Origin of the sequence: Pseudomonas sp. BAV 4579 (assembly GCF_009765395.1) — a bacterium.
Lineage (GTDB): Bacteria > Pseudomonadota > Gammaproteobacteria > Pseudomonadales > Pseudomonadaceae > Chryseomonas > Chryseomonas aestiva.
The window spans coordinates 22,422-42,731 of sequence record NZ_WHOV01000014.1; the positions used below are offsets into that span (position 1 = coordinate 22,422).

21 protein-coding genes are annotated in these 20,310 nt (G+C 66.1%); 9 read left to right on the forward strand and 12 right to left on the reverse strand.

What is annotated here, in order from left to right:
- Positions 1 to 644 precede the first annotated feature (644 nt).
- The 6 genes from rpsI to GSQ95_RS05075 all read right to left on the reverse strand — a co-directional run bounded on the left by rpsI (position 645) and on the right by GSQ95_RS05075 (position 5,641).
- Positions 645 to 1,037, reverse strand: a complete 393-nt coding sequence (rpsI, locus tag GSQ95_RS05050) for a 30S ribosomal protein S9 (protein ID WP_158892603.1) — start codon at positions 1,035 to 1,037, stop codon at positions 645 to 647.
- Positions 1,038 to 1,052: 15 nt separating this feature from the next.
- The gene (gene rplM / locus GSQ95_RS05055) at positions 1,053 to 1,481 is read right to left on the reverse strand and encodes a 50S ribosomal protein L13 (protein WP_007160609.1); all 429 of its coding nucleotides are present in this window, start codon (positions 1,479 to 1,481) and stop codon (positions 1,053 to 1,055) included.
- 207 nt (positions 1,482 to 1,688) lie between these two features.
- Entirely contained in the window at positions 1,689 to 2,390 is a 702-nt protein-coding gene (gene nfi / locus GSQ95_RS05060; protein WP_158892601.1) for a deoxyribonuclease V, read from the reverse strand.
- Positions 2,391 to 2,444: 54 nt separating this feature from the next.
- Positions 2,445 to 3,539, reverse strand: a complete 1,095-nt coding sequence (gene zapE, locus GSQ95_RS05065; RefSeq protein ID WP_158892599.1) for a cell division protein ZapE — start codon at positions 3,537 to 3,539, stop codon at positions 2,445 to 2,447.
- 86 nt (positions 3,540 to 3,625) lie between these two features.
- On the reverse strand, positions 3,626 to 4,972 hold the full coding sequence (locus GSQ95_RS05070) for a tryptophan--tRNA ligase (protein WP_158892597.1): 1,347 nt from the start codon (positions 4,970 to 4,972) through the stop codon (positions 3,626 to 3,628).
- Positions 4,973 to 5,005: 33 nt separating this feature from the next.
- A complete protein-coding gene (locus tag GSQ95_RS05075) occupies positions 5,006 to 5,641 on the reverse strand; it encodes an alpha/beta hydrolase (RefSeq protein WP_158892595.1) in 636 nt (211 codons plus the stop codon).
- 185 nt (positions 5,642 to 5,826) lie between these two features.
- On the opposite strand from GSQ95_RS05075, the gene GSQ95_RS05080 reads away from it, so the two are divergent.
- The 5 genes from GSQ95_RS05080 to GSQ95_RS05100 all read left to right on the forward strand — a co-directional run bounded on the left by GSQ95_RS05080 (position 5,827) and on the right by GSQ95_RS05100 (position 9,524).
- Positions 5,827 to 6,267 (forward strand): YhcB family protein, encoded by a 441-nt coding sequence (locus GSQ95_RS05080; RefSeq protein ID WP_064307427.1) that lies wholly within the window; start codon positions 5,827 to 5,829, stop codon positions 6,265 to 6,267.
- A gap of 132 nt (positions 6,268 to 6,399) precedes the next feature.
- On the forward strand, positions 6,400 to 6,762 hold the full coding sequence (locus tag GSQ95_RS05085) for an ArsC family reductase (RefSeq protein ID WP_158892593.1): 363 nt from the start codon (positions 6,400 to 6,402) through the stop codon (positions 6,760 to 6,762).
- A gap of 73 nt (positions 6,763 to 6,835) precedes the next feature.
- Positions 6,836 to 7,870: a 2,3,4,5-tetrahydropyridine-2,6-dicarboxylate N-succinyltransferase gene (gene dapD / locus GSQ95_RS05090; protein ID WP_158892591.1), complete on the forward strand. Its 1,035-nt coding sequence runs from the start codon at positions 6,836 to 6,838 to the stop codon at positions 7,868 to 7,870.
- A 50-nt stretch (positions 7,871 to 7,920) separates the two neighbouring features.
- On the forward strand, positions 7,921 to 9,129 hold the full coding sequence (locus GSQ95_RS05095) for an aminotransferase class V-fold PLP-dependent enzyme (RefSeq protein WP_158892589.1): 1,209 nt from the start codon (positions 7,921 to 7,923) through the stop codon (positions 9,127 to 9,129).
- Positions 9,126 to 9,524: a SufE family protein gene (locus tag GSQ95_RS05100; RefSeq protein ID WP_158892587.1), complete on the forward strand. Its 399-nt coding sequence runs from the start codon at positions 9,126 to 9,128 to the stop codon at positions 9,522 to 9,524. The genes GSQ95_RS05095 and GSQ95_RS05100 overlap by 4 nt, the downstream gene beginning before the upstream one ends.
- Here GSQ95_RS05100 and tadA read toward each other — a convergent pair.
- Positions 9,521 to 10,024 carry a tRNA adenosine(34) deaminase TadA gene (tadA, locus tag GSQ95_RS05105; RefSeq protein WP_133862666.1) on the reverse strand — a complete coding sequence of 168 codons (504 nt, stop codon included), beginning with the start codon at positions 10,022 to 10,024 and terminating at the stop codon, positions 9,521 to 9,523. The two genes, GSQ95_RS05100 and tadA, sit on opposite strands and share 4 nt — an antisense overlap.
- A 251-nt stretch (positions 10,025 to 10,275) precedes the next feature.
- Here tadA and GSQ95_RS05110 point away from each other — a divergent pair, with 251 nt between their 5' ends.
- Together GSQ95_RS05110 and GSQ95_RS05115 are read left to right on the forward strand one after the other, a co-directional pair.
- Positions 10,276 to 12,498: an ATP-binding protein gene (locus GSQ95_RS05110; RefSeq protein ID WP_158892585.1), complete on the forward strand. Its 2,223-nt coding sequence runs from the start codon at positions 10,276 to 10,278 to the stop codon at positions 12,496 to 12,498.
- A gap of 219 nt (positions 12,499 to 12,717) precedes the next feature.
- Entirely contained in the window at positions 12,718 to 13,305 is a 588-nt protein-coding gene (locus GSQ95_RS05115; protein WP_158892583.1) for a LysE family translocator, read from the forward strand.
- Here GSQ95_RS05115 and GSQ95_RS05120 read toward each other — a convergent pair.
- On the reverse strand, positions 13,291 to 14,112 hold the full coding sequence (locus GSQ95_RS05120) for an AraC family transcriptional regulator (protein WP_158892581.1): 822 nt from the start codon (positions 14,110 to 14,112) through the stop codon (positions 13,291 to 13,293). The genes GSQ95_RS05115 and GSQ95_RS05120 overlap by 15 nt on opposite strands.
- A 429-nt stretch (positions 14,113 to 14,541) precedes the next feature.
- Here GSQ95_RS05120 and GSQ95_RS05125 point away from each other — a divergent pair, with 429 nt between their 5' ends.
- Both GSQ95_RS05125 and mqo read left to right on the forward strand, forming a co-directional pair.
- Positions 14,542 to 15,450 (forward strand): AEC family transporter, encoded by a 909-nt coding sequence (locus GSQ95_RS05125; protein WP_158892579.1) that lies wholly within the window; start codon positions 14,542 to 14,544, stop codon positions 15,448 to 15,450.
- A 142-nt stretch (positions 15,451 to 15,592) separates the two neighbouring features.
- Positions 15,593 to 17,104, forward strand: coding sequence for a malate dehydrogenase (quinone) (gene mqo, locus GSQ95_RS05130; protein ID WP_158892577.1), 1,512 nt, complete (start codon positions 15,593 to 15,595; stop codon positions 17,102 to 17,104).
- 39 nt (positions 17,105 to 17,143) lie between these two features.
- Here mqo and GSQ95_RS05135 read toward each other — a convergent pair whose 3' ends face one another.
- The 4 genes from GSQ95_RS05135 to GSQ95_RS05150 form a co-directional block, all read right to left on the reverse strand.
- Positions 17,144 to 18,025 (reverse strand): NAD(P)-dependent oxidoreductase, encoded by an 882-nt coding sequence (locus GSQ95_RS05135; protein ID WP_158892575.1) that lies wholly within the window; start codon positions 18,023 to 18,025, stop codon positions 17,144 to 17,146.
- A gap of 201 nt (positions 18,026 to 18,226) precedes the next feature.
- Complete coding sequence (locus GSQ95_RS05140) at positions 18,227 to 18,982, reverse strand: molybdopterin-dependent oxidoreductase (protein WP_158892573.1); 756 nt, start codon at positions 18,980 to 18,982, stop codon at positions 18,227 to 18,229.
- A complete protein-coding gene (locus tag GSQ95_RS05145) occupies positions 18,969 to 19,595 on the reverse strand; it encodes a cytochrome b/b6 domain-containing protein (protein ID WP_158892571.1) in 627 nt (208 codons plus the stop codon). Before GSQ95_RS05145 ends, GSQ95_RS05140 begins: the two co-directional genes overlap by 14 nt.
- A gap of 54 nt (positions 19,596 to 19,649) precedes the next feature.
- Positions 19,650 to 20,261 (reverse strand): hypothetical protein, encoded by a 612-nt coding sequence (locus GSQ95_RS05150; protein ID WP_158892569.1) that lies wholly within the window; start codon positions 20,259 to 20,261, stop codon positions 19,650 to 19,652.
- Positions 20,262 to 20,310 lie beyond the last annotated feature (49 nt).

The window sequence follows — 20,310 nt, forward strand, 5'->3', positions numbered from 1 at the left end:
CCTGGAATCCGTACAGGCGCCGGTACACGCTCGAGTACGTCTTCGCCCCGGTCCAGGCAAGGCTATAGAAGCCTTGCAGGGGCTAATGCCGAGCCAGAGACAAAGTAACAGGCCCTGGGTACCGGGCTCCGAATGGGAGCTGCCTCAGCCCACCATAGGGCCCTTCGACATGGCAGACAGAGTGACGCTGAGCTTAGCGAAGCTCGACATTGAGTGGGATGACCAGGCTGTTGGGCTTCGGCGGTGGAGCCGCCTCAACCTAACCTACGGCAACTCGACAGACCGGGTAGGTTGGCGCTGAGCGCAGCGAAGCCCAACGCTGGCGGGATGGCCAGGTTGTTGGGCTTCGGCGATGGAGCCACCTCAACCCAACCTACGGCGCCCCGGCATAGCCGGTAGGTTGGCGCTGAGCGCAGCGAAGCCCAACGTTAGCGCGGTAGCTGGACTGTTGGGCTTCGGCGATGGAGCCGCCTCAACCCAACCTACGGCAACTCGACAGACTGGGTAGGTTGGCGCTGAGCGCAGCGAAGCCCAACGCTGGTGAAATAGCCCGCACGCCAAAAGCTCCAGCGCCCATGCGGGAAAAATACCGAGCATAAAAAAACCCAGCCATCGGCTGGGTTTTTCGAGCGCATCCCGAAGGATTAACGCTTGGAGTACTGCGGACGCTTACGCGCTTTGCGCAGACCGACTTTCTTACGCTCGACTTCACGGGCGTCACGAGTGACGTAACCGGCTTTGCGCAGGGAGCTGCGGTAGCCTTCGTCGTACTCGATCAGAGCGCGGGTGATGCCGTGACGGATAGCACCGGCCTGACCGCTCACACCACCGCCAGCGACGGTAACGTAGATGTCGAACTTCTCCAGGGTCTCGGTCAGCTCGAGGGGCTGACGCACGACCATGCGCGCGGTTTCGCGGCCGAAGAAGGCGTCCAGAGCGCGATCGTTGATGGAGATCTTGCCAGTGCCCGGACGGAGGAAGACACGAGCGGTGGCAGTCTTACGACGGCCGGTACCGTAATTTTGAGTTGCCGACATGTTGTACTATCCCGATTAAAACTTGAGTTCTTGGGGCTGCTGAGCGGTGTGCGGATGGTTCGCACCCTTGTACACCTTGAGCTTGCGATACATGTCGCGGCCCAGCGGGTTCTTCGGCAGCATACCCTTGACGGCGGTCTCGATGACGCGCTCGGGAGCACGGGCGATCAGCTTTTCGAAGTTGATCGACTTGATGCCACCCGGGAAACCGGAGTGATGGTAGTACATCTTGTCGGTAGTCTTGGCACCGGTCACACGAACCTGCTCGGCGTTGATGACGACGATGTAGTCGCCGGTGTCAACGTGAGGGGTGTATTCGGGCTTGTGCTTGCCACGCAGGCGAGTGGCAATTTCAGTAGCCAGACGACCCAGAGTCTGGCCAGCAGCGTCGACGACGTACCAGTCGCGCTTAACGGTTTCCGGTTTTGCGGTGAAAGTTTTCATTCTCTATGGCCTCAGAGGCCGCCCTGGTAAAAAGACGGCAAATTCTACACAACAGTGCAACCCCAGACAAGTCGGGGGCAGCCGGAAACAGACGCTCTTCGGGGGCTCGGGTCGGCGTCCGCTACGGCGATCTCGGCAGGCTTAGGCATCCCCCGCCAAGAAAGCTGCGGCATGATACCCGCTCAGGGTAAAAAAGCAAGCAGAGAATCAGAAGGAAAATAGCGCCTGGGTAGCCGCCGAGCCCCGACGGCGCGAGGCCAGGTGGTCTGCCAGTCGCGTGGGTTCCGGCAGGCGGTGACGCCTTACGCAGGCCATGACCAGCGCGGGTGCAGTGGCCAGAGCGACCCGGTGCCCGGGCGACACGATCAGCGGCCTGACCCGATCCTTGCTGCGCAGCATCGTACCTATCACCCCACCCTCGCGATCCAGCAAGTCGACCTGGCTGCCGCGCGTCTCGGCGAGTTCGTCGTAGTGGCCGGTAAGGATTTTCTTGGCCACACCGATCGTCGGCAGACCGGTGACCACACCCAGATGAGCGGCGATACCCAGCCGGCGGGGATGGGCGATGCCGTGGCCATCGCAGAACACCAGATCGGGAGTCTCCGGCAATTCCGCCAGTGCCTGGAGCAGTGCAGGGAGCTCCCGAAAGGACAGCAGTCCCGGGACATAGGGCATCACCGTGGGGATGCGCGCGACGGCATGGGCCAGCGGCTGGAGGGTCTCGGCATCCAGCAGGACGGCCACCGCACGGGTGATCTCGCCGCCCTCTTCGAAACCTACATCGACACCGGCGTAACGCCGCGGCGAGCCGAAGTCGTCGTGCAGCAGGACCTGCCTGGCGAGTTGCTTTTGCAGGATGCGCGCCTGGGTAGGCGAGCCATCCCAATCGGCGAAGGGATCGGAATTCACGCGTACCTCCCGAAAACCTGGGTCAAGGGGTTGATCCCTCAACCCAGGCAGGATTCACGGCTTGTGCGGACGCGCCAGGTATTCGTGGGACTGCATTTCCAGCAGGCGACTGAGGGTGCGCTGGAATTCGAACTCCAGGCGGCCACCGGAATAGAGGTCCTTGAGCTCGACCTCAGCGGATAGGATCAGTTTGACCTGGCGATCGTAGAATTCATCGACCAGGTTGATGAAGCGGCGCGCCATGTCGTCCTTGAGCGCATCCATCTGCTCGACATTGCTGACCAGCACCGTCTGGAAGATCTTGCCCAGCTCGATGTAGTCGTTCTGGCTGCGCGGACCGTCGCAAAGGGCGCGGAAATCGAACCAGGCGACGTCTTCGCAGGTGCGGCGGGCGCGGATCTCGCGATTCTCGATCATCAGCGGCACGTCTTCGCAGAGGTCGTTGCACTCGACGGTGAGCGAACGGAAGCTCTTGGCCATCGCCGCCTCGACCTCGTCGCTCAGCGGATAGTGAAACAGCTGGGCCTGCTCCAGGGCGCGCAGGCGATAGTCCACGCCGCTGTCGACGTTGACGATCTCGGTATGCTCCTTGAGCAGCGCGATGGCCGGCAGGAAGCGCGCGCGCTGCAGGCCGTCCTTGTAGAGGCCGTCGGGCACGATGTTCGAGGTGGCGACCAGACTTACGCCGTTCTTGAACAGCTCTTCGAGCAGGGTCGCCAGGATCATGGCGTCGGTGATGTCGGAAACGAAGAATTCGTCGAAGCAGATCACCCGCGCCTCGTCGGCGAAGCGCCGGGCGATGATGGTCAGGGGATTCTTCTCGCCCTTGAGGGTGCGCAGCTCTTCGTGGACACGCTTCATGAAGCGGTGGAAGTGGGTGCGCATCTTCTGCTTGAACGGCAGGGCGTCATAGAAGGTATCGACCAGATAGGTCTTGCCACGCCCTACCCCACCCCAGAAATACAGCCCCTTGATCGGCGTGACCGTCTTGCGCCCGAGCAGCTTGCCGAACAGGCCACCCTTGGCGGCAGGCTCGACGAGCAATTCGTCATAGAGGCGCTGCAGATGGCGAACGGCCTCTTCCTGGGCAGCATCGTAGAAAAACTCCGGGCGCTTGAGGTCGGCCTGGTAACGCTCGAGGGGGGTCATGGCGGCTTCTGGTCGGGTGGGAAAAAAGGGTGGTCACTGTACTGGCGGTCCCTGGCGTTGACAACGCCAGGGACCGCGGGTGCCCTTTAGGACTCGGCCAGCTGTGCGAGCGCGGTCCGAGTGCGTTCGATCAGCGCATCGCGCGCGGCGGGGGAATCGCTGGCGACGCCCTCGGCTACCACCTGATCGCCCAGCAGCAGCTGGAAGCCGTTGCCCTCAACCGCCACGACGGTAGCCGGCGCCGTGACCAGCTGCTTGCTGGTGATGCCGGCGGTCTTGGCTTCGGCGAAGGGAAGCGACAACGCCAGTTCGGTGCCGTCGGCGTCGAGCAGGCGGAACCGGAAGTTATCGCCTTCACGGAAGCTGACGAAGCGGGCGGTCTTGCTGGCCTTCTTCTTGGTGCCGCCCGCGGCGACCTGGGTCTTAAGCGAACGCAGGCCCACGGCTTCACGCAGCTCGCCGAGGAAAGGCGTGGCATAGCGGCGGGCCTTGGCGGCGCCGGCCAGCAGGATGTCTTCCAGATCGTCGGGACGGGCGATCAGCGCCGCATAGCGCTCGCGGGCTTCGCCCAGCTCGGCATCCAGTACCTCGAACAGCTGACCCTTGGCTTCGCCCCAGGCCAGGCCATCCTGCAGGGCCGCGCGGAAGGCCGCGCTCTGCTCGGGGGTGGCGAAGGCCTGGTAGAGGGTGAAAAGATGGGCGCTGTCAGGATCCTTGGGCTCGCCGGGCAGCCGCGAGTCGGTGACGATGCGGGCGATGGCGTCCTTGAGCTGCTTGGCGCTGCCGAACAGCGGGATGGTGTTGTCGTAGCTCTTCGACATCTTGCGGCCGTCGAGACCGGGCAAGGTGGAGACGCTTTCCTCGATGACCGCCTCGGGCAGGGCGAAGTAGTCGCGCCCGTTGCCGAACAGGTGGTTGAAGCGCTGACCGATGTCGCGGGCCATCTCCACGTGCTGGATCTGGTCGCGCCCGACCGGCACGCGCAGGGCATTGAACATGAGGATGTCCGCGGCCATCAGCACCGGGTAGCTGTAGAGGCCCATGGTCACGCCCGCGTCGGGGTCTTCGCCCTGCTCCAGGTTGCGGTCGACCGCGGCCTTGTAGGCATGGGCACGATTGAGCAGGCCCTTGCCGGCGACGCAGGTGAGCAGCCAGGTCAGCTCGGGGATCTCGGGGATGTCGGACTGGCGATAGAAGGTCACCCGCTCCGGATCCAGGCCGCTGGCCAGCCAGGTGGCGGCGATCTCTAGGCGCGAACGCTGGATGCGCGCGGGGTCGTCGCACTTGATCAGGGCATGGTAGTCGGCGAGGAAATAGAAGGAGTCGGCATCGTCGGCCAGGCTGGCGCGGATGGCGGGACGGATGGCCCCGGCATAGTTGCCCAGGTGCGGGGTACCGGTGGTGGTGATGCCAGTGAGAATGCGAGTGGTCATGGAGGCGCTGGGAATCCGAGAGGCTAACGAGGGTCAGGCCTGCAGGCGCGGCAGGACCAGATCTTTGAGTTCGACGAGTTTGCCATGGAAGAAATGGCTGCACTCGGCGACGCGAAGCAATTCGTGCGGCTGTTCGAGCGCGGCGGACCAGGCGTAGACCCGCTCGGGGGTCACCACCTCGTCGGCTTCCGGCTGGATCACCGTGAGGCGCGCTCGCTGTGGCAGGCGACCGTCGACTGCGAAACGCTCCACCGGCGGCGCCAGCATGAACAGCCGTTCCACCGCCACGCCCTCGCCTTCCAGGCGGCCGCCCAGGCAGGCGGCGACACAGGAACCGAAGGAGAAACCGCAGAGGGTCAGCGGCAGGTCGGGATGGCGCTCGCGCAGCCAGGCCACGGCGGCCGCGGCATCGTCGATCTCGCCTTCGCCGCCGGCATGCACGCCGGTGCTGGCGCCGACGCCACGAAAGTTGAATCTGAGGGTGGCCTGGCCGGCGTCCCGGGCGATGCGCTGCAGGGTGGCGACCACCTTGTTCTGCATGGCGCCGCCATGGAGCGGATGGGGATGACAGAGCAGGACCGCGCCGGTGGCGGCATCCGGGCTCTGGTACAGCGCTTCCAGAGTGCCCGTGGGGCCCTCCAGCAGCAGGGATTGTTCACGGGCTGACACGCTTGACTCCGTGATCCCGGACGAACAGTGCTCATCCAAGGAGTTGATTTTGATAGGGTCGATCCTGCGCGATGCCTGACTGCGGGGTATGATGACGCCCAGCGAATGGCAGATGACGCAACCCAGTGTACAGGCTCGCCGGTCTGCCGTTACCGTAAAGCAAAGCCGCTCATAGAGGAAGTTTCGTGGAACAGTCGCTCACTACCTGGTTGTTGCCCCTGATCGCGCTGCTGATCGGGGTCGGGATAGGTTTTCTGCTGGCGCGCCTGGTGCCGGGTGCCGCGCCGAGCCGCGTGCAGCGCCAGCTGGATGACCTGCAGAAGAAGTTCGACGACTACCAGCACGAGGTCACCAGCCACTTCAGCACCACCGCCGGCCTGGTGCGCAAGCTCACCCAGACCTACCAGGACATGCAGTCGCACCTGTCCGAAGGCGCCGAGCGCCTGGCCCAGGACGAGCTGACCCGTCAGCACCTGCTGGCCTCACTGCACAGTGCCGAGCAGCGTTACCCCTCCAGTCGCGAGCGCATCGACGGTCCGACCGAAGCGCCGCGGGACTACGCGCCCAAGGGTGACGGTACGCCCGGCACCCTCGACGAAACCTACGGCGTGAAAAGCCGCGGTTGATCGCCACGGCCGGGGACTCCCCCGGCCTTCTGCTTTCCGGCGCCTGCCCTCGTCACTCGAGACGCGACGCCCGGCCCTTTTCCGGCCCGTCATGGCATAATCCGCGGTTGCAGTCTTTCGCAGGAGAACGCCATGCCCGCAGCGGCCATTGGCCTGAGCCTCTACGGCATCAAGGCCTGTGACACCATGAAGAAGGCCCGCCAATGGCTCGACGAGCATGGCCAGGCCTATCACTTCCATGACTACAAGCAGAGCGGCATCGACCGCGAACGGCTGGCGGCCTGGTGCGCGGAACATGGCTGGGACAAGGTGCTCAACCGCGCCGGCACCACCTTCCGCAAGCTCGACGACGCCCAGAAGGCCGACCTCGATACCGCCAGGGCCATCGACCTGATGCTGGCGCAGCCTTCGATGATCAAGCGACCCGTGCTCGATCTCGGCGACCGTACCCTGCTGGGCTTCAAGCCCGAGCTCTATGCCGCGGCCCTGAACTGACCCCGCGGCCACCGCCCCTACTACCGAACATCTCGCACCGACCGGATCGGTGCCTCTGCAAAGGAACAGTCTCATGTCGAATGCCCTCTTCAGTATCGCCTTCGGTGTCGGCACCCAGAATCGCCAGGACGCCTGGCTGGAAGTCTTCTATGCACAGCCTCTGCTGAATCCCCCGGCAGCGCTGGTCGAGGCGGTCGCGCCACTGCTGGAGTACCAGGGTGGCAACCAGGCCATCGCCTTCGCTCCAGCCCAGGCCCGCGGTCTGGCGGAAGCCCTCAAGGGCATCGATGCCGTGCAGTCGGCGCTGCTGACCCGCCTGGCGGAAAGCAACAAGCCGCTGGTGGCCACCCTGCTGGCCGAAGACGCCGCACCCGCCTCCACCCCCGAGGCCTACCTGAAGCTGCATCTGCTGTCCCATCGCCTGGTCAAGCCCCATGGGCTGAACCTGACCGGCATCTTCGCCCTGCTGCCCAACGTGGCCTGGACCAACCAGGGCGCCGTGGACCTGGCCGAGCTGCCGGCCGAGCAGCTGGAAGCCCGTTTGCGCGGCAAGCTGCTGGAAGTCTTCTCGGTGGACAAGTTCCCCAAGATGACTGACTACGTGGTGCCGGCCGGCGTGCGCATCGCCGATACCGCCCGCGTGCGCCTGGGTGCCTATGTGGGTGAAGGCACCACCGTGATGCACGAAGGCTTCGTCAACTTCAACGCCGGTACCGCCGGCCCCGGCATGATCGAAGGACGCGTTTCCGCGGGCGTCTTCGTCGGCAAGGGCTCGGACCTGGGCGGCGGCTGCTCCACCATGGGCACCCTGTCGGGCGGCGGCAATATCATCATCAGCGTCGGCGAAGGCTGCCTGATCGGCGCCAACGCCGGCATCGGCATCCCGCTGGGTGATCGCTGCACCGTGGAATCCGGCCTCTATGTGACCGCGGGTACCAAGGTGGCGGTGCTGGATGACCAGAACCAGCTGGTCCGGGTGGTCAAGGCGCGCGAACTGGCCGGTCAGAGCGACCTGCTGCTGCGCCGCAATTCGGAAACCGGCGCGGTCGAGTGCAAGACCAACAAGACCGCCATCGAACTCAACGAAGCGCTGCACGCGCACAACTGAGTCCACAACCGGGCGGCCCGCCTCGCGCGGGCTACCCCGGAGCTGTCGCCATGTCGCTACCCTCCCCCTGGAGAGCCGAGTTTCCGGCTTTCACCGCCTTCGCCGCGGACGGCATCACCTACCTCGACAGCGCCGCCACGGCGCAGAAGCCACAGGTGGTGCTGGATGCCCTGCTGGCCAGCTACAGCCTGGGTGCGGCCAACGTGCACCGCGCCCAGCACTGGGCCGCCGAGCGGACCACCGCCGCCTACGAAGGCGCCCGCGGACGGATCGCCGCCTGGCTGGGCGCGGCTTCGCCGCACGAGGTGGTGCTGACCCGTGGCGCGACCGAGGCCCTCAATCTGCTGGCCTACGGGCTGGAAGACGCCTGCGCGGCGGGTGACGAGATTCTTATCAGCGCCCTCGAGCACCATGCCAATCTGCTGCCCTGGCAGCAACTGGCCCGGCGTCGGGGCCTTGAACTCAGGGTCATCCCCCTGACCCCGAGCGGTCATCTGGACCTGGAAGCCGCCGAGCGGCTGCTGGGCCCACGAACGCGCGTGGTCGCGGTCAGCCAGTTGTCCAATGTGCTCGGCACCTGGCAGCCACTGGCGGAACTCGCGGCCCTGGTACGGGCGCGCTCGCCGGCCTGGCTGGTGGTGGACGGCGCCCAGGGCGCGGTCCATGGCCGCCATCGCCCGGGCGACTTCGACGCCGACTTCTATGTCTTTTCCGGCCACAAGCTCTATGCCCCCGAAGCCATCGGCGTGCTCTGGGGCAAGGCCGCTGGCCTGGCGCGGCTCAAGCCGTGGCAGTTCGGCGGCGAGATGGTGCAGCACACCACCTTCACCGACGCCCGCTTCCATGCCGCACCCATGGGCTTCGAAGCCGGGACGCCGCCCATAGGCGCGGCCATCGCCCTGGGCGCCGCGGTCGACTGGCTACAGGGTCAGGACGAGACGCTGATCCGCGGTCACGAGCAGGCGCTCAGTCTGAAGCTCCTGGCCGGGTTGGCCGCCCGCGACGTCGTCCGGGTGCTGGGGGAACCCCAGATCGCCCTGGCCAGCTTCCAGGTCGCGGGCATCGATGTCGGCGACCTTTCGCACCTGCTGGGTGAACAGGGCATCGCCGTACGCGCCGGTCAGCACTGCGCCATGCCACTGTTCCAGACCCTGCAGACCCCCAGTGCGCTGCGGGTCTCCCTCGGCCTGTACAACGACGCCGAGGACCTGCAGCGCTTTTTCACTGCCCTGGACAATGCCCTGGAGCTCTTGCGATGAATCTGCTTCCCGATGCGGCGGAAGCGCGCCGCGCCTTCGTCATCGCCAGGGGCTGGGAGGCCCGCTCGCGACTGCTGCTGCAGTGGGCCGAGCGCCTGCCGGCGGTGCTCGAGGAACGCGACGAGGATCTGGTGCAGGGCTGCGAGAGTCGGGTGCGCCTGACCCATGAAGCCCAGGGCGATCGTCACTTCTTTCGCGCCAGCAGCGAATCCCGGGTGCTCAAGGGACTGCTCGCCGTGGTGCTGGTGCGCGCCAACGGCCTGACCCGCGAAGAGCTGGGCCGCCTCGACATCCACGGCTGGCTGGGCGAACTCGGACTGGAACGGCAGCTGTCGCAATCGCGCAGCAACGGCCTGAACGCCGTGCTCACGCGGATGCGCGAACTGGCGGCCTAGCCTTCGCTGGCCGCGGGATTGCGCCGCGCGCGGAAGAATTCGGTCAGTACCTGGCCACAGGCCTCGGCCAGCACCCCGCCTTCCACCAGGACCCGGTGATTGAGAAAGTCCTGCTCGAAGAAGCGCCCGCGACTCTGGGCCATGCCGGCGCGTGGCTCGCTGGCGCCATAGACCAGCCGCTGGATGCGACTGTGGACGATCAGGCCGGCGCACATGCTGCAGGGTTCAAGCGTCACATAGAGCGTCGCGCCGGGCAGCCGGTAATTGGCCAGACGCGTGGCGGCATCGCGGATGGCCTCCATCTCGGCATGGGCGCTGGGATCGTGAGCACCGATGGGCCGATTGAAACCGCGGCCGATGACCTCTCCGTCAAGTACCACCACGGCCCCGACCGGCACCTCGCCCTGCCCGGCGCCCTGCTCCGCCAGGACCAGGGCCTCGCGCATGAACAGGTCATCCCGGCTGCGATCGATGATGGGCAAGGGGCGGAAGCGGGCCATGACTGAACTCTGCGCAAAGCGCCATGATACCGCCGTCGGCCCGGGAGGCCAGCCATGGGATCCAACACCAAGGATGAACCCTTCGACAAAAAATGATCGCGATAATGGTTATCGGTAACAGCCAGTGCGAAACTGGTGCAAGGCCCGGGAGCCGTACGTGACCGGCATCACATTCACAGCCATTCGGTGCTAAAGCTTTAACAGGACCGCCTCGATGCGGTCCTATTCAAGAGTTCATCTGAGACAGTCGCATGATTGCTGCACCTTCCGGTCAGTCGCTGCAAAGCTGCGAAAGCGAGCCGATCCGCATTCCAGGCGCCATCCAGGCCCACGGTTACCTCATCGCCTTCGATGAGGTGGACTGGCTGATCAAGCATGTCAGCCGCAATCTGCCCGAGTTGCTGGGCAAGGCGCAGGTCGAGGTGCTGGATCGGCCACTGCAGCAGGTGCTGCCGCCCGAGCTGCTCGAACAGGTGCGGCAGGCGTTGACCCTGGAGCATCTGGAAGAAGCCAATCCGCTGAGCTGGACGCGCCCCGTCCGCGACCTGGACGTTATCCTGCATCGCAGCCATGGCCTGGTGTTCCTGGAATTCGAGCCGGACGACCATGGCGGTGTCGAGCCCGCCGGGTTGGCCCGCGCCCTGGCCCGCCTGCAGCAGGCTCGCACCCTGCCCGAGCTGTGCGAAGGTGCGGTGCGCGAGGTGCGTGCCCTCACCGGTTTTGATCGGGTGGTGGTCTATCGCTTCGATGACGGCGGCGATGGCCAGGTGGTGACCGAGGATCGGGTCGACGACATCGACAGCTATCTGGGCATGCACTTTCCGGCGGCCGATATTCCCGCCCAGGCCCGCGCGCTCTATCACGAGAACTGGATTCGCAACATTCCCGACGCCCAGTACGAGGCGGTCCCGCTGGTGCCGGCCTTTCTGCATGGCACCGGGCGGGATCCGATCGACCTCACCCATGCCGTGCTGCGCAGCGTATCGCCCATCCATTGCCAGTACGTGCGCAACCAGGGCCTGCGTGCGTCCATGAGCGTGTCGCTGATCAGCGACGACAAGCTCTGGGGACTGATCAGCTGTGGCCATCGCGAACCCCTCTATCTGCCCTTCCGTACCCGGATGGCCTGCCGCTCGGTCGGGGTGCTGGTGTCGCTGATGATTCGCGCGCTGGAAAATCGTCAGGTGCAACGCGAGATCGATGCGCGCGAGGCACAACTGGCGGCGCTGATCCAGGGCATGTGCGACAGCCGTGGCGAGGTACTCAGCGGCCTCAGCGAAAGACCCACCGATCTCCTGGAGCTGGTGAATGCCGCCGGTGTCGCGGTACTGGTGGAGGATGAACTCAGTACCCTGGGGGAATGCCCGAGCACGGAAGACATCCGCGTGCTCGCCGCCTGGGTGACGGCCGAAATGGATGCCTCGGGCATCTATGCGACCCGCTGCCTGGCCGACGAACTGCCCGAGGCCCGCCGCTACAGCGACAGGGTTAGCGGCGTCCTGGCACTGGCGCTGCCCAAGCCGGTGCGCAATCTGGTGCTCTGGTTCCGCCCCGAGATCGTCACCACCGTGGTCTGGAGCGGCAATCCGGCCAAGCTTGAAGCCACGTCGCTCGCGCCGGGCCCGGGGCTCAACTATCCGCATCCGCGGCGTTCCTTCGATGCCTGGAAGGAGCTGGTCCGCCTGCGCTCGGAGCGCTGGCGCCCGGCCGATCTGTTTGCCGCCAAGGACCTGCGCCGCTCGGCCATCGAGCTGGACCTGGCACGCCAGGTCGAACGCGAACGCCAGGCAGTGCGCCTGCGCGACGAGATCGTCGCGGCGGTTTCCCATGACCTGCGCAGCCCTATCACCATCATCCTGATGAAGGTCGGGATGCTGCAGCGCCAACTGGAAAAGCTGGCGCTGGGCGACGACCGCCTGCCCAGTTCGCTGCAGGTGATAGAGACCGCGGCCAACCGCATGAACGCGCTGATCAGTGACCTGCTGGATCTGTCGAAGATCGAGTCGGATCGCCTGGCGCTGAACCTCAACCCGGCGCGCCTGGCGGACGTCTGCGCGCAACCCATCCTGCTGTCGCGGCCGCTGGCGGAGATCAAGAACATCAGCCTGGAATACGCCGCCGATCCGGATCTCCAGGTGCTGGTGGAAGCCGAACGCATCTTCCAGGTGCTGATGAATCTGCTGGGCAATGCCATCAAGTTCACCGCACCGGGCGGGCTGGTGCAACTCAGCATGCGGCAGCTCGGCAACCTGGCCGAGATCAGCGTCACCGACAATGGCCGCGGCATGAACCAGGCGCAGCAGGCGCGGGTGTTCGAGCGCTTCTGGCACGTGCAGGAAGACAATCCCACCGGTCACGGTCTGGGGCTGTACATTGCCAAGGGCATCGTCGAGGCCCACGGCGGCGAGTTGAGCGTCACCAGCGCCCTGGGTCAGGGCAGCACCTTCAGATTTACCCTGCCTATCGCACCCTAGCGCGCCAGGATCCGAGAAGAGCCAGGATCCGAGAAGAGAAAGCCCCGGTGGCCGACAGCGACGTTGAAACCACCGGGGGAGCGCTAAGCTCGCTGTAATGGACGTCAGCGAATCGCTGCGAATTCCCGCCTTTCGTCGGGCTGGAAGGGTCATTTTCTTCAATACCGCCAGGGCTCACCCTCGCTAGGTTCAGGTCTCCACAACTGTCGAGACCTCGTGATGACCCTGATCCTGTCCATGGCCGCCTTTGCCCTGGTGGCCTCCCTTTCTCCTGGCCCGGTCAATCTGGTGGGCTTCAACACCGGCCTTGTCCATGGTTGGCGGTCGGCCCTGTGGCATGTCGCCGGGGCCACCCTGGGCTTCGTTATCCTGCTGCTGGCGGTCGGCCTCGGCCTGCACCAGGTGCTGGCCGCTTGGCCGGCGCTGCTCTGGATCCTGCGCGTGGCCGGCGCCCTCTTCCTGCTGTACCTGGCGTGGAAACTGGCACGGGCCGCGGGGGACCTGGGCAGTGGCGCGGTGGCCGCCTGCCCCGGCTTTCGCGACGGCGCCCTGCTGCAGTGGCTCAATCCCAAGGCGTGGCTCGCCGCCGCGGCCGGGGTCGCGCTGTTCGTCGGTGAGGATCGCGGCCGCCTGGCGCTGTTCGCCGGCCTCTACCTGGTGATCTGCTTCGCCTCCCTGGCCTGCTGGGCCGTGGCCGGCCAGTGGCTGCGTGGCCGCGCCCTGACGCCAGGGCGCCTGCGCCTGCTCAATCGCGTCCTCGCGGCACTGCTGGTGCTGTGCGCCGCCTCGCTGCTATGGGAGGGCTGAGGCGGCGCGGTACTGACCGGGGGTGGCCGCCACCAGGCGCTTGAAGGTGCGCTGCAGGTGGGCCTGGTCAGCGAAGCCGGTGGCCAGGGCGACCTCGGCCAGGCCATCGCCCTGACGCAGGCGTTGCCGTGCCAGGCGAATGCGCCGGTCGATCAGGTAGGCGTGGGGCGTCAGGCCATAGCGCCGGCGAAAGCTGCGAATCAACTGGGTGGGCGAGAGATCCGCCACCTGACTGAGCTGGTCCAGGCTGACGCCCTCGCTGCAGTGGGCATCGAGAAATTCGGCGGCGCGCCTCAGGCGGCGATCCTCGCGCGCTCGCGCCGCCGCGACCGGGGTACGCCCCAGGCGGGCCAGTACGACCTCGAAATACAGCAGCGCCTGACTCTGGCGCTGCAGGGTAAGGCTATCCGGGTCGATCAGGCAGGCATGCAGCGCTTCCAATCCGGCGTACAGCTGGCCATCACGGGACAGCTGTACGCCCAGCGGCTGGAAGTCGTCAGCCCCCGGGCGCTGCAGCTCGGCCAGCCAGCGGGCGTCCACGTGCAGCATGCGATAGCGCCAGGCGTCCTCGCCCTGCGGATTGCAGGCATGGACGTCACCGGGATTCATCAGCACCAGGGTGCCCGCCCCCACCAGTTCGCGGGTCGAGCCGTTGTGATAGCGACTGCGCCCACCCAGCACGGTACCTATGGAGAAGGTTTCGTGGGAATGCGGGGCATAGCAGAGCGCGCGGCCGTCCTGGATGGAACGGGCTTCGAGAAAGGGCAGCGCAGGATCGTGCCAGAAGCGTGGGGTGGTCGCTGTCATGCCGTCTCCTCGCACCGGGTACTGCCGCTGGCCACCAGTATCCGGCCAGGCCAGCCAGCTTAGCGGACACTCGCTGGCGCTGCAGCCGGATTGACAGACGCTTTTCCGCCACATCAGCGACTTCACATAGAGACCTACACGAGAATTCGACAAAGGTCTAGATGCGACAAAATGTCGCATCAAGAGCTATAAACAAACGTTTCCCTTTGCCCTCAGAGCAAGGGCAAACCCGCATTGCAGAGCCCTCAAGCCGTAACGGCTGGTATCCCGATGCCGGCGCTACCCGGGAAGAGGCCGCGATGAATCTATCAATCGAAGACCCGCATCTGGGCGGGCACAGGAGTTTCGGATGCCTCGCTGTTCATTCGATGATCCAACGCCATTCAGCCAGTCTTTCGCCGTGTCCCCGGCTGCCATAGGGCCTCGCTCATGATCGAGACCATTTCTCAGGCACTCGCCCCTATCATCTTCGTTACCGTCCTGGGCTGGGGCGCCGGCCGCTGGAAGCTGCTGCCGCAGACGGCAAGCAAGCCCCTGGCAACCTTCGTGGTCACCTTCGCCCTGCCTATCGCGCTGTTCCTCGCCGCCGCCCACACCCGCCCCGAGCAGATCCTCAACCTGCCTTATGTCGCGACCCTGGCTACCGGACTCATCGGCGTCTGGCTGCTGGGCCTGCTACTGGGTCGCTACCGCGGTGGGCGGACATGGCGTGAAGGAGCCATGCGAGGCATCACGGTGGCCTTTCCCAACATGGCCTATTGCGGGCCGCCGGTGCTGACCGCCGCCATTGGCCCCTCCGCCGTGCTGGCAGTGATCGTCGGCAACCTGATCTTCACCCTGGTGGTCATCCCGCTGTCGCTGCTGTTGTTGAGTGGCGGCGGGGCCCGCCAGGCGCTCGGCAAGGCGCTGCGCCAGCCGCTGGTGATCCTGCCGCTGCTGGGATTGCTCTGTGCGCTGCTGGGTATCCGCCTGCCCCAGTTGCTGGTGACGGCGACGGACGAGATAGGTCGGGCAGCCGGGGGCGTCGCGCTGTTCACCCTGGGCCTGATCCTGTCCGGCATCCAACCGCGTCTTGATCGCGACATCGGGCTCAATGTGGCCCTGAAGAATCTGCTGCAACCGCTGGTGATGCTGGGCGTCGGCCTGGCCGTGGGCCTGCAGGGCGGGCTGCTCCAGCAGGTATTCCTGCTCGGCGTACTGCCGGCGGCCACGGCGGCGCCCACGCTGGCGATGGCCCACGGCGTCTACACCGAGGACGCCGCGCGAAGCGTGCTGTTCAGCACCCTGGTCGCCATCCCGGGTATCGCCCTGGGTATCGCCTTGACCACCCTGCTCTAGCCCGTCCGGGGCTCGCGAGGCGCAAGCCGTGAGCCCCGGCAAATCAGAGCGGTTGCAGGAGCGCGCCATGGTCTGTTGGCCGCTCGGCGGCCGCCCAGTCGTATTGCGCCACCATCAAACCCCTGACCGCGAGGAACCTGGCATGTCGTTATCTTCCACGGATTCACCCGACGTCGTGTTGATCGGCGCCGGCATCATGAGCGCCACCCTGGGCACCCTGCTCAAGGAACTCGACCCCAGCCTGAGCGTGACCCTGTTCGAGAGTCTGCACGACTGCGCCCAGGAGAGCTCCCAGGGCTGGAACAACGCCGGAACCGGCCATGCCGCCAACTGCGAGCTGAACTACACCCCGCAGCGCGACGACGGCAGCGTCGATATCGCCAAGGCGCTCAAGGTGAACACCCAGTTCGATCTCTCGCGCCAGCTGTGGGCCCATCTGGTTCGCAAGGGCGCCATCCCCGATCCGCAGGCCTTCATCCATGCCTGCCCGCACCTGAGTTTCGTCTGGGGCGCGGACAACGTCGCCTTCTTGCGTGAGCGCTATCGGACGATGAGCGCCCATCACTGCTATCACGGCATGGAATACAGCGAAGACGGAGCCCAGATCGCCCAATGGGCACCGCTAATCATGGAAGGACGCGGTGCCGACAAGCTGGTGGCCGCCACGCGCATGGTGACCGGGACCGACGTCGACTACGGCACCCTCACCCAAGTGCTGGTGCGCCAGCTCAGTCAGCAATCCGGTTTCGCCGTGCACTATCACCAGCGGGTGGTGGACCTGGCGCGTACCGACAGTGGTCGCTGGCGGGTGACGGTGGAGGACGTCGAGCACGGCGGACGGACGGAGGTCACCGCCCGGTTCGTCTTCATCGGCGCCGGTGGCGGCTCGCTGCCGCTGCTGCAGAAGTCCGGCATTCCGGAAGGTCACGGCTTCGGCGGCTTTCCCATCTCCGGCATCTGGCTGCGCTGCGACGTCCCGGCACTGGCCGAACGGCACCAGGCCAAGGTCTATGGCAAGGCGCCCTCGGGCTCGCCGCCCATGTCGGTGCCACACCTGGATACCCGTATCGTCGGCGGCCAGCGCTCGCTGCTGTTCGGGCCCTATGCGGGCTTTTCCTCGCGCTTCCTCAAGCACGGCGCCCTGACCGATCTCTTCACCTCGCTACGCCACGACAACATCCTGCCGCTGCTGAACGTGGCCAAGGACAATATCGACCTGACCGAATACCTGATCGGGCAGATCTTCCAGAGCTCCAGCCAGCAATTTGCCATGTTGCAGCAATTCTTCCCCCTGGCGAAAAAGCGCGACTGGCAGGAAGCCGTGGCCGGGCAGCGGGTGCAGACCATCAAGCCCACCGGCCAGCACGGCCTGCTGAGCAAGAAGGGCGAACTGGAATTCGGCACCGAACTGGTGAGCGCCGCGGACAGGTCCATCGCCGCGCTGCTCGGCGCCTCACCCGGCGCCTCGACGGCAGCGGCCATCGCCCTGGAAGTGCTGGAAACCTGCTTCCCGGAGCGCCTCACCGAAGACGCCTGGCTGCCGGCGCTGCGACGCATCCTGCCGACCTATGGCGTCGACCTGAAGACCGATGCGGCGGCCTGCCGGCAGAGCCGTAGCGAAACCGCACAGGTGCTCGGAATCGCCGATGTCTAATGCGCCTTGGCCGCACGTCCGCGCGTGCGGCCAGCCCTCCTACCGGGTAGCGGCGTCTTCGGCTTCTTCCAGCAGGATATCGGCGGTGATGACGTAGTCGGCGTCCGGGTGCAGTTCGGCGCCCAGCGCCAGTTGCTGCGCCGCGGCGGCCAGGGTCGGCGCGCCCTGGAAGGTGGCGTTGAGTTCGGCCAGCAGGAGGCCCATGTCCTTGTGCATCAGCGCGGCGGGGAATTGCGGGGCGAAGTCGCCGTCGCGCAGGGCCGCCAGCTTGCGCTGATGATGGGGCGAGAGCACCGCCAGGTCGCCGAACACCTCGAACAGCACCTCGGCATCCAGGCCGGCGCGGGTGGCATAGGCCAGCGCCTCGGCCAGGGCGGCGAGCCCGGCGCCCATCAGGCCGTTGATGGCCAGTTTGATGGCCGCGCCCTGCCCGGTCGGACCGACGTGGTGCACGGTCTTGCCCAGGACGTCGAGAATCGGCCGCGCCCGCTCCACCGCTTCGGGCTCGCCGCCGGCCAGGACCACCAGCTGCGCCTTTTCCGCCTCGGGCGTGCTACCGGACACCGGCGCCTCGACCACGGCGATGCCACGGGCCCGGCCGGCCGCTTCCAGACGCAGCGACAGCGCCGGCGAATTGGTGCTGGTGTTGATCAGCAGCCGACCGCTTTCCAGGCGCGCGAGGACGCCGTCGGGGCCGAGCAGCACCTGTTCGAGAATGGCGTCGTTGGGCAGGGAGACGATCACTGCCTCGGCCTGGGGCAGCAGGGTCGCCAGGGACTCCATCGGCGTACCGTGGCGCTCGCCATCCTGCTGGTGCTCGGCATAGGCGCTGACCGTATAGCCGGCCTCGCGCAGGTTGGCAGCCATGCGCTGGGCCATGGCGCCGAAGCCGATGAAACCGATCGAGGGATGAGCGGACATGAGGGGAGCTCCGGGTAGAGGATGGTGGTATCTCGACTCCACCTCCAGGTCGGGGTTCCGCCACCAGAAGCTTAGGCAACGTCTCGCGAGCTAGCGCCAGACCAGGCGAGAAGACCTGAGGCAGCGCAGTTTACGAGTGGTAAATGAGCATTCGGAAGGTCTTTTCAACGCAGTTTGGCCGACGCGCAGCAGCGGTTGCACCTAGATCCCGCTGAACCAGTTGTAGCCCTGGTCTTCCCAGTAGCCGCCGGGATAGTCGTTGGTCACGAACAGCGCCTGGATGTGCTTGGGATTCTTGAAGCCCAGCTTGGTGGGTACCCGCAGCCGCAGCGGATAGCCGTAGTCCGGCGGCAGGGCCACCTCGCCGAAGTCCAGCGCCAGCAGGGTCTGGGGGTGCAGCGCCGAGGCCATGTCGATGCTGGAGTAATAGCGGTCGGCGCACTTGAAGCCGACGTACTTGGCGCTGGTGTCGGCGCCGATGCGTTCGAGGAAGGTGCGCAGGGGCACCCCGCCCCACTGGCCGATGGCGCTCCAGCCTTCGATGCAGATGAAGCGGGTGATGTCGGCGCGTTGCGGCAGGCGGCGCAGGTCTTCCAGGGTCCAGGCCTGCTTGTTGGCGACCAGGCCGGAGACCTCCAGGCGATAGTCGCTGAGGTCCACTTCCGGAACGTTGTATTCGGGGTAGAAGGCGTTGAAGGGAAAGGGATTGGTGATCTGGCTAGCGGCATAGGTCGGCGCCAGGCGCTCGCGGCCGAACAACCAGGCCTGCACCCGGTCGTTGAAGCGCGACATGGACCAGAGCACCTTGTCGACGCTGTCGCCGTCCTGCAGGTTGCAGCCGCTGAGCATGGCCAGGGCGCCCACCGTCAGGCCCTGCTTGAGCAGCAGCCGCCGTTGCAGATTTTCCACCTGCCGCTGTTGCGCCGGTTCCAGGCGCAGACGCTCACGCCGACTCATCGTTAACCTCCTCATGCGCCCGACCGGTAATCATCGGCGGCAGGGTGCGGGGTACCAGGATGACCAGGGCCAGGTGCACGACGACGAAGGCGCCGATGCCGGCCATGGCGAAGAAATGCACATAGCGGGCGGTGTCGAAACCGCCGAGCAGCGCGGCCAATCCCTGCAACTGCACGGGTTTCCAGATCGCCAGGCCCGAGAGCACCACCAGTACCCCGAGCGCCAGCACGCCCCAGTAGAGCAGGCGCTGCACGGCGTTGTAGGTGCCCAGCCGGTGGCCAAGCCGCAGCCGTGCGGCGGCGATGAAATCGCGGCCGATGGCGCGGGGCGACAGGGGCAGAAAATCGCGCCGGAAGTGGCCACTGAACAAGCCATAGAGCAGATAGACCAGGCCGTTCACCGCCAGCAGCCAGAACACCGCCAGGTGCCAGGCAATGGCGCCACCCAGCCAGCCGCCAAGGGTCGCCCAGGCGGGAAAGGTGAAGGAGAACAGCGGCGAGGCGTTGTAGATCGCCCAGCCGCTCATGAACATGCAGGGCATCGCCAGGGCGTTGAGCCAATGGGTGAGGCGCACCGGCCAGCGGTGCACCAGACGCCGTCGCGAGGTGGTCATGGGGTTCCCCTCCACGGAAAGTTGGACGCGGTCGCCGGGCGACCGCGCTGGGGTTTACATGGGCGGGGTGAAACCGTCCTTACCTACCGCCACGCCCTTGGCGTGCTTGCCGTCTTCGGCGGGGAACAGCACCACCTTGGCGCCGGGCTTGAGCAGGCTGCGGTCGCCCTTCTCGACGTAGGCGATGGGTACGTCTTCCGGCACCACCAGCTGCTTCTCGCCGCCCTTGTACTGCACGGTCAAGGTGCGGCCGTTGGCCTTCTTGAGTTCGCCCACGGTGCCGTTGGTCATGGTGCCGGTGCTGCCATCGGCGTTTTCCCAACCGTAGTGGCCTTCGCCGGAGCCGCGCAGGCTGGCCTCGAACACCGTCACTTCCAGCGCCTTGAGGGTGCCGTCGGGCTGCGGCGTGGCGGCGGAGCCGATGAAGCTGTTGGCTTCGATGCGATCCAGATTGGCCTTGGACACGGCGCGGTAGCTGGTCTTGTCATCCAGCATCAGGGTCTGGTGGGCACCGCTTCTGGTGGTGAAGGCCAGGGTGTCGCCCTGGACGCTGTCCACGGTGCCGCGCATGGGCTTGACGGTGGGCATGGACGCGGCCTGGGCCAGCAGGGCGCTGCTGGCGAGCAGCAGGGCAAGGGAACCGCGAAGCAGAGTCTGGGTACGCATGAAACCTCCAGGGATAGGGAATCGCCCCGCCACAGTGCGACGCGTGGGG

What these genes read in the sequence shown, in the direction of transcription:
- rpsI (WP_158892603.1), bottom strand. Translation starts at nt 1,037, where the DNA reads ATGTCGGCAACTCAAAATTACGGTACCGGCCGTCGTAAGACTGCCACC.
- rplM (WP_007160609.1), bottom strand. Translation starts at nt 1,481, where the DNA reads ATGAAAACTTTCACCGCAAAACCGGAAACCGTTAAGCGCGACTGGTAC.
- zapE (WP_158892599.1), bottom strand. Translation starts at nt 3,539, where the DNA reads ATGACCCCCCTCGAGCGTTACCAGGCCGACCTCAAGCGCCCGGAGTTT.
- GSQ95_RS05070 (WP_158892597.1), bottom strand. Translation starts at nt 4,972, where the DNA reads ATGACCACTCGCATTCTCACTGGCATCACCACCACCGGTACCCCGCAC.
- GSQ95_RS05085 (WP_158892593.1), top strand. Translation starts at nt 6,400, where the DNA reads ATGCCCGCAGCGGCCATTGGCCTGAGCCTCTACGGCATCAAGGCCTGT.
- dapD (WP_158892591.1), top strand. Translation starts at nt 6,836, where the DNA reads ATGTCGAATGCCCTCTTCAGTATCGCCTTCGGTGTCGGCACCCAGAAT.
- GSQ95_RS05095 (WP_158892589.1), top strand. Translation starts at nt 7,921, where the DNA reads ATGTCGCTACCCTCCCCCTGGAGAGCCGAGTTTCCGGCTTTCACCGCC.
- GSQ95_RS05100 (WP_158892587.1), top strand. Translation starts at nt 9,126, where the DNA reads ATGAATCTGCTTCCCGATGCGGCGGAAGCGCGCCGCGCCTTCGTCATC.
- tadA (WP_133862666.1), bottom strand. Translation starts at nt 10,024, where the DNA reads ATGGCCCGCTTCCGCCCCTTGCCCATCATCGATCGCAGCCGGGATGAC.
- GSQ95_RS05110 (WP_158892585.1), top strand. Translation starts at nt 10,276, where the DNA reads ATGATTGCTGCACCTTCCGGTCAGTCGCTGCAAAGCTGCGAAAGCGAG.
- GSQ95_RS05115 (WP_158892583.1), top strand. Translation starts at nt 12,718, where the DNA reads ATGACCCTGATCCTGTCCATGGCCGCCTTTGCCCTGGTGGCCTCCCTT.
- GSQ95_RS05120 (WP_158892581.1), bottom strand. Translation starts at nt 14,112, where the DNA reads ATGACAGCGACCACCCCACGCTTCTGGCACGATCCTGCGCTGCCCTTT.
- GSQ95_RS05125 (WP_158892579.1), top strand. Translation starts at nt 14,542, where the DNA reads ATGATCGAGACCATTTCTCAGGCACTCGCCCCTATCATCTTCGTTACC.
- mqo (WP_158892577.1), top strand. Translation starts at nt 15,593, where the DNA reads ATGTCGTTATCTTCCACGGATTCACCCGACGTCGTGTTGATCGGCGCC.
- GSQ95_RS05135 (WP_158892575.1), bottom strand. Translation starts at nt 18,025, where the DNA reads ATGTCCGCTCATCCCTCGATCGGTTTCATCGGCTTCGGCGCCATGGCC.
- GSQ95_RS05140 (WP_158892573.1), bottom strand. Translation starts at nt 18,982, where the DNA reads ATGAGTCGGCGTGAGCGTCTGCGCCTGGAACCGGCGCAACAGCGGCAG.
- GSQ95_RS05145 (WP_158892571.1), bottom strand. Translation starts at nt 19,595, where the DNA reads ATGACCACCTCGCGACGGCGTCTGGTGCACCGCTGGCCGGTGCGCCTC.
- GSQ95_RS05150 (WP_158892569.1), bottom strand. Translation starts at nt 20,261, where the DNA reads ATGCGTACCCAGACTCTGCTTCGCGGTTCCCTTGCCCTGCTGCTCGCC.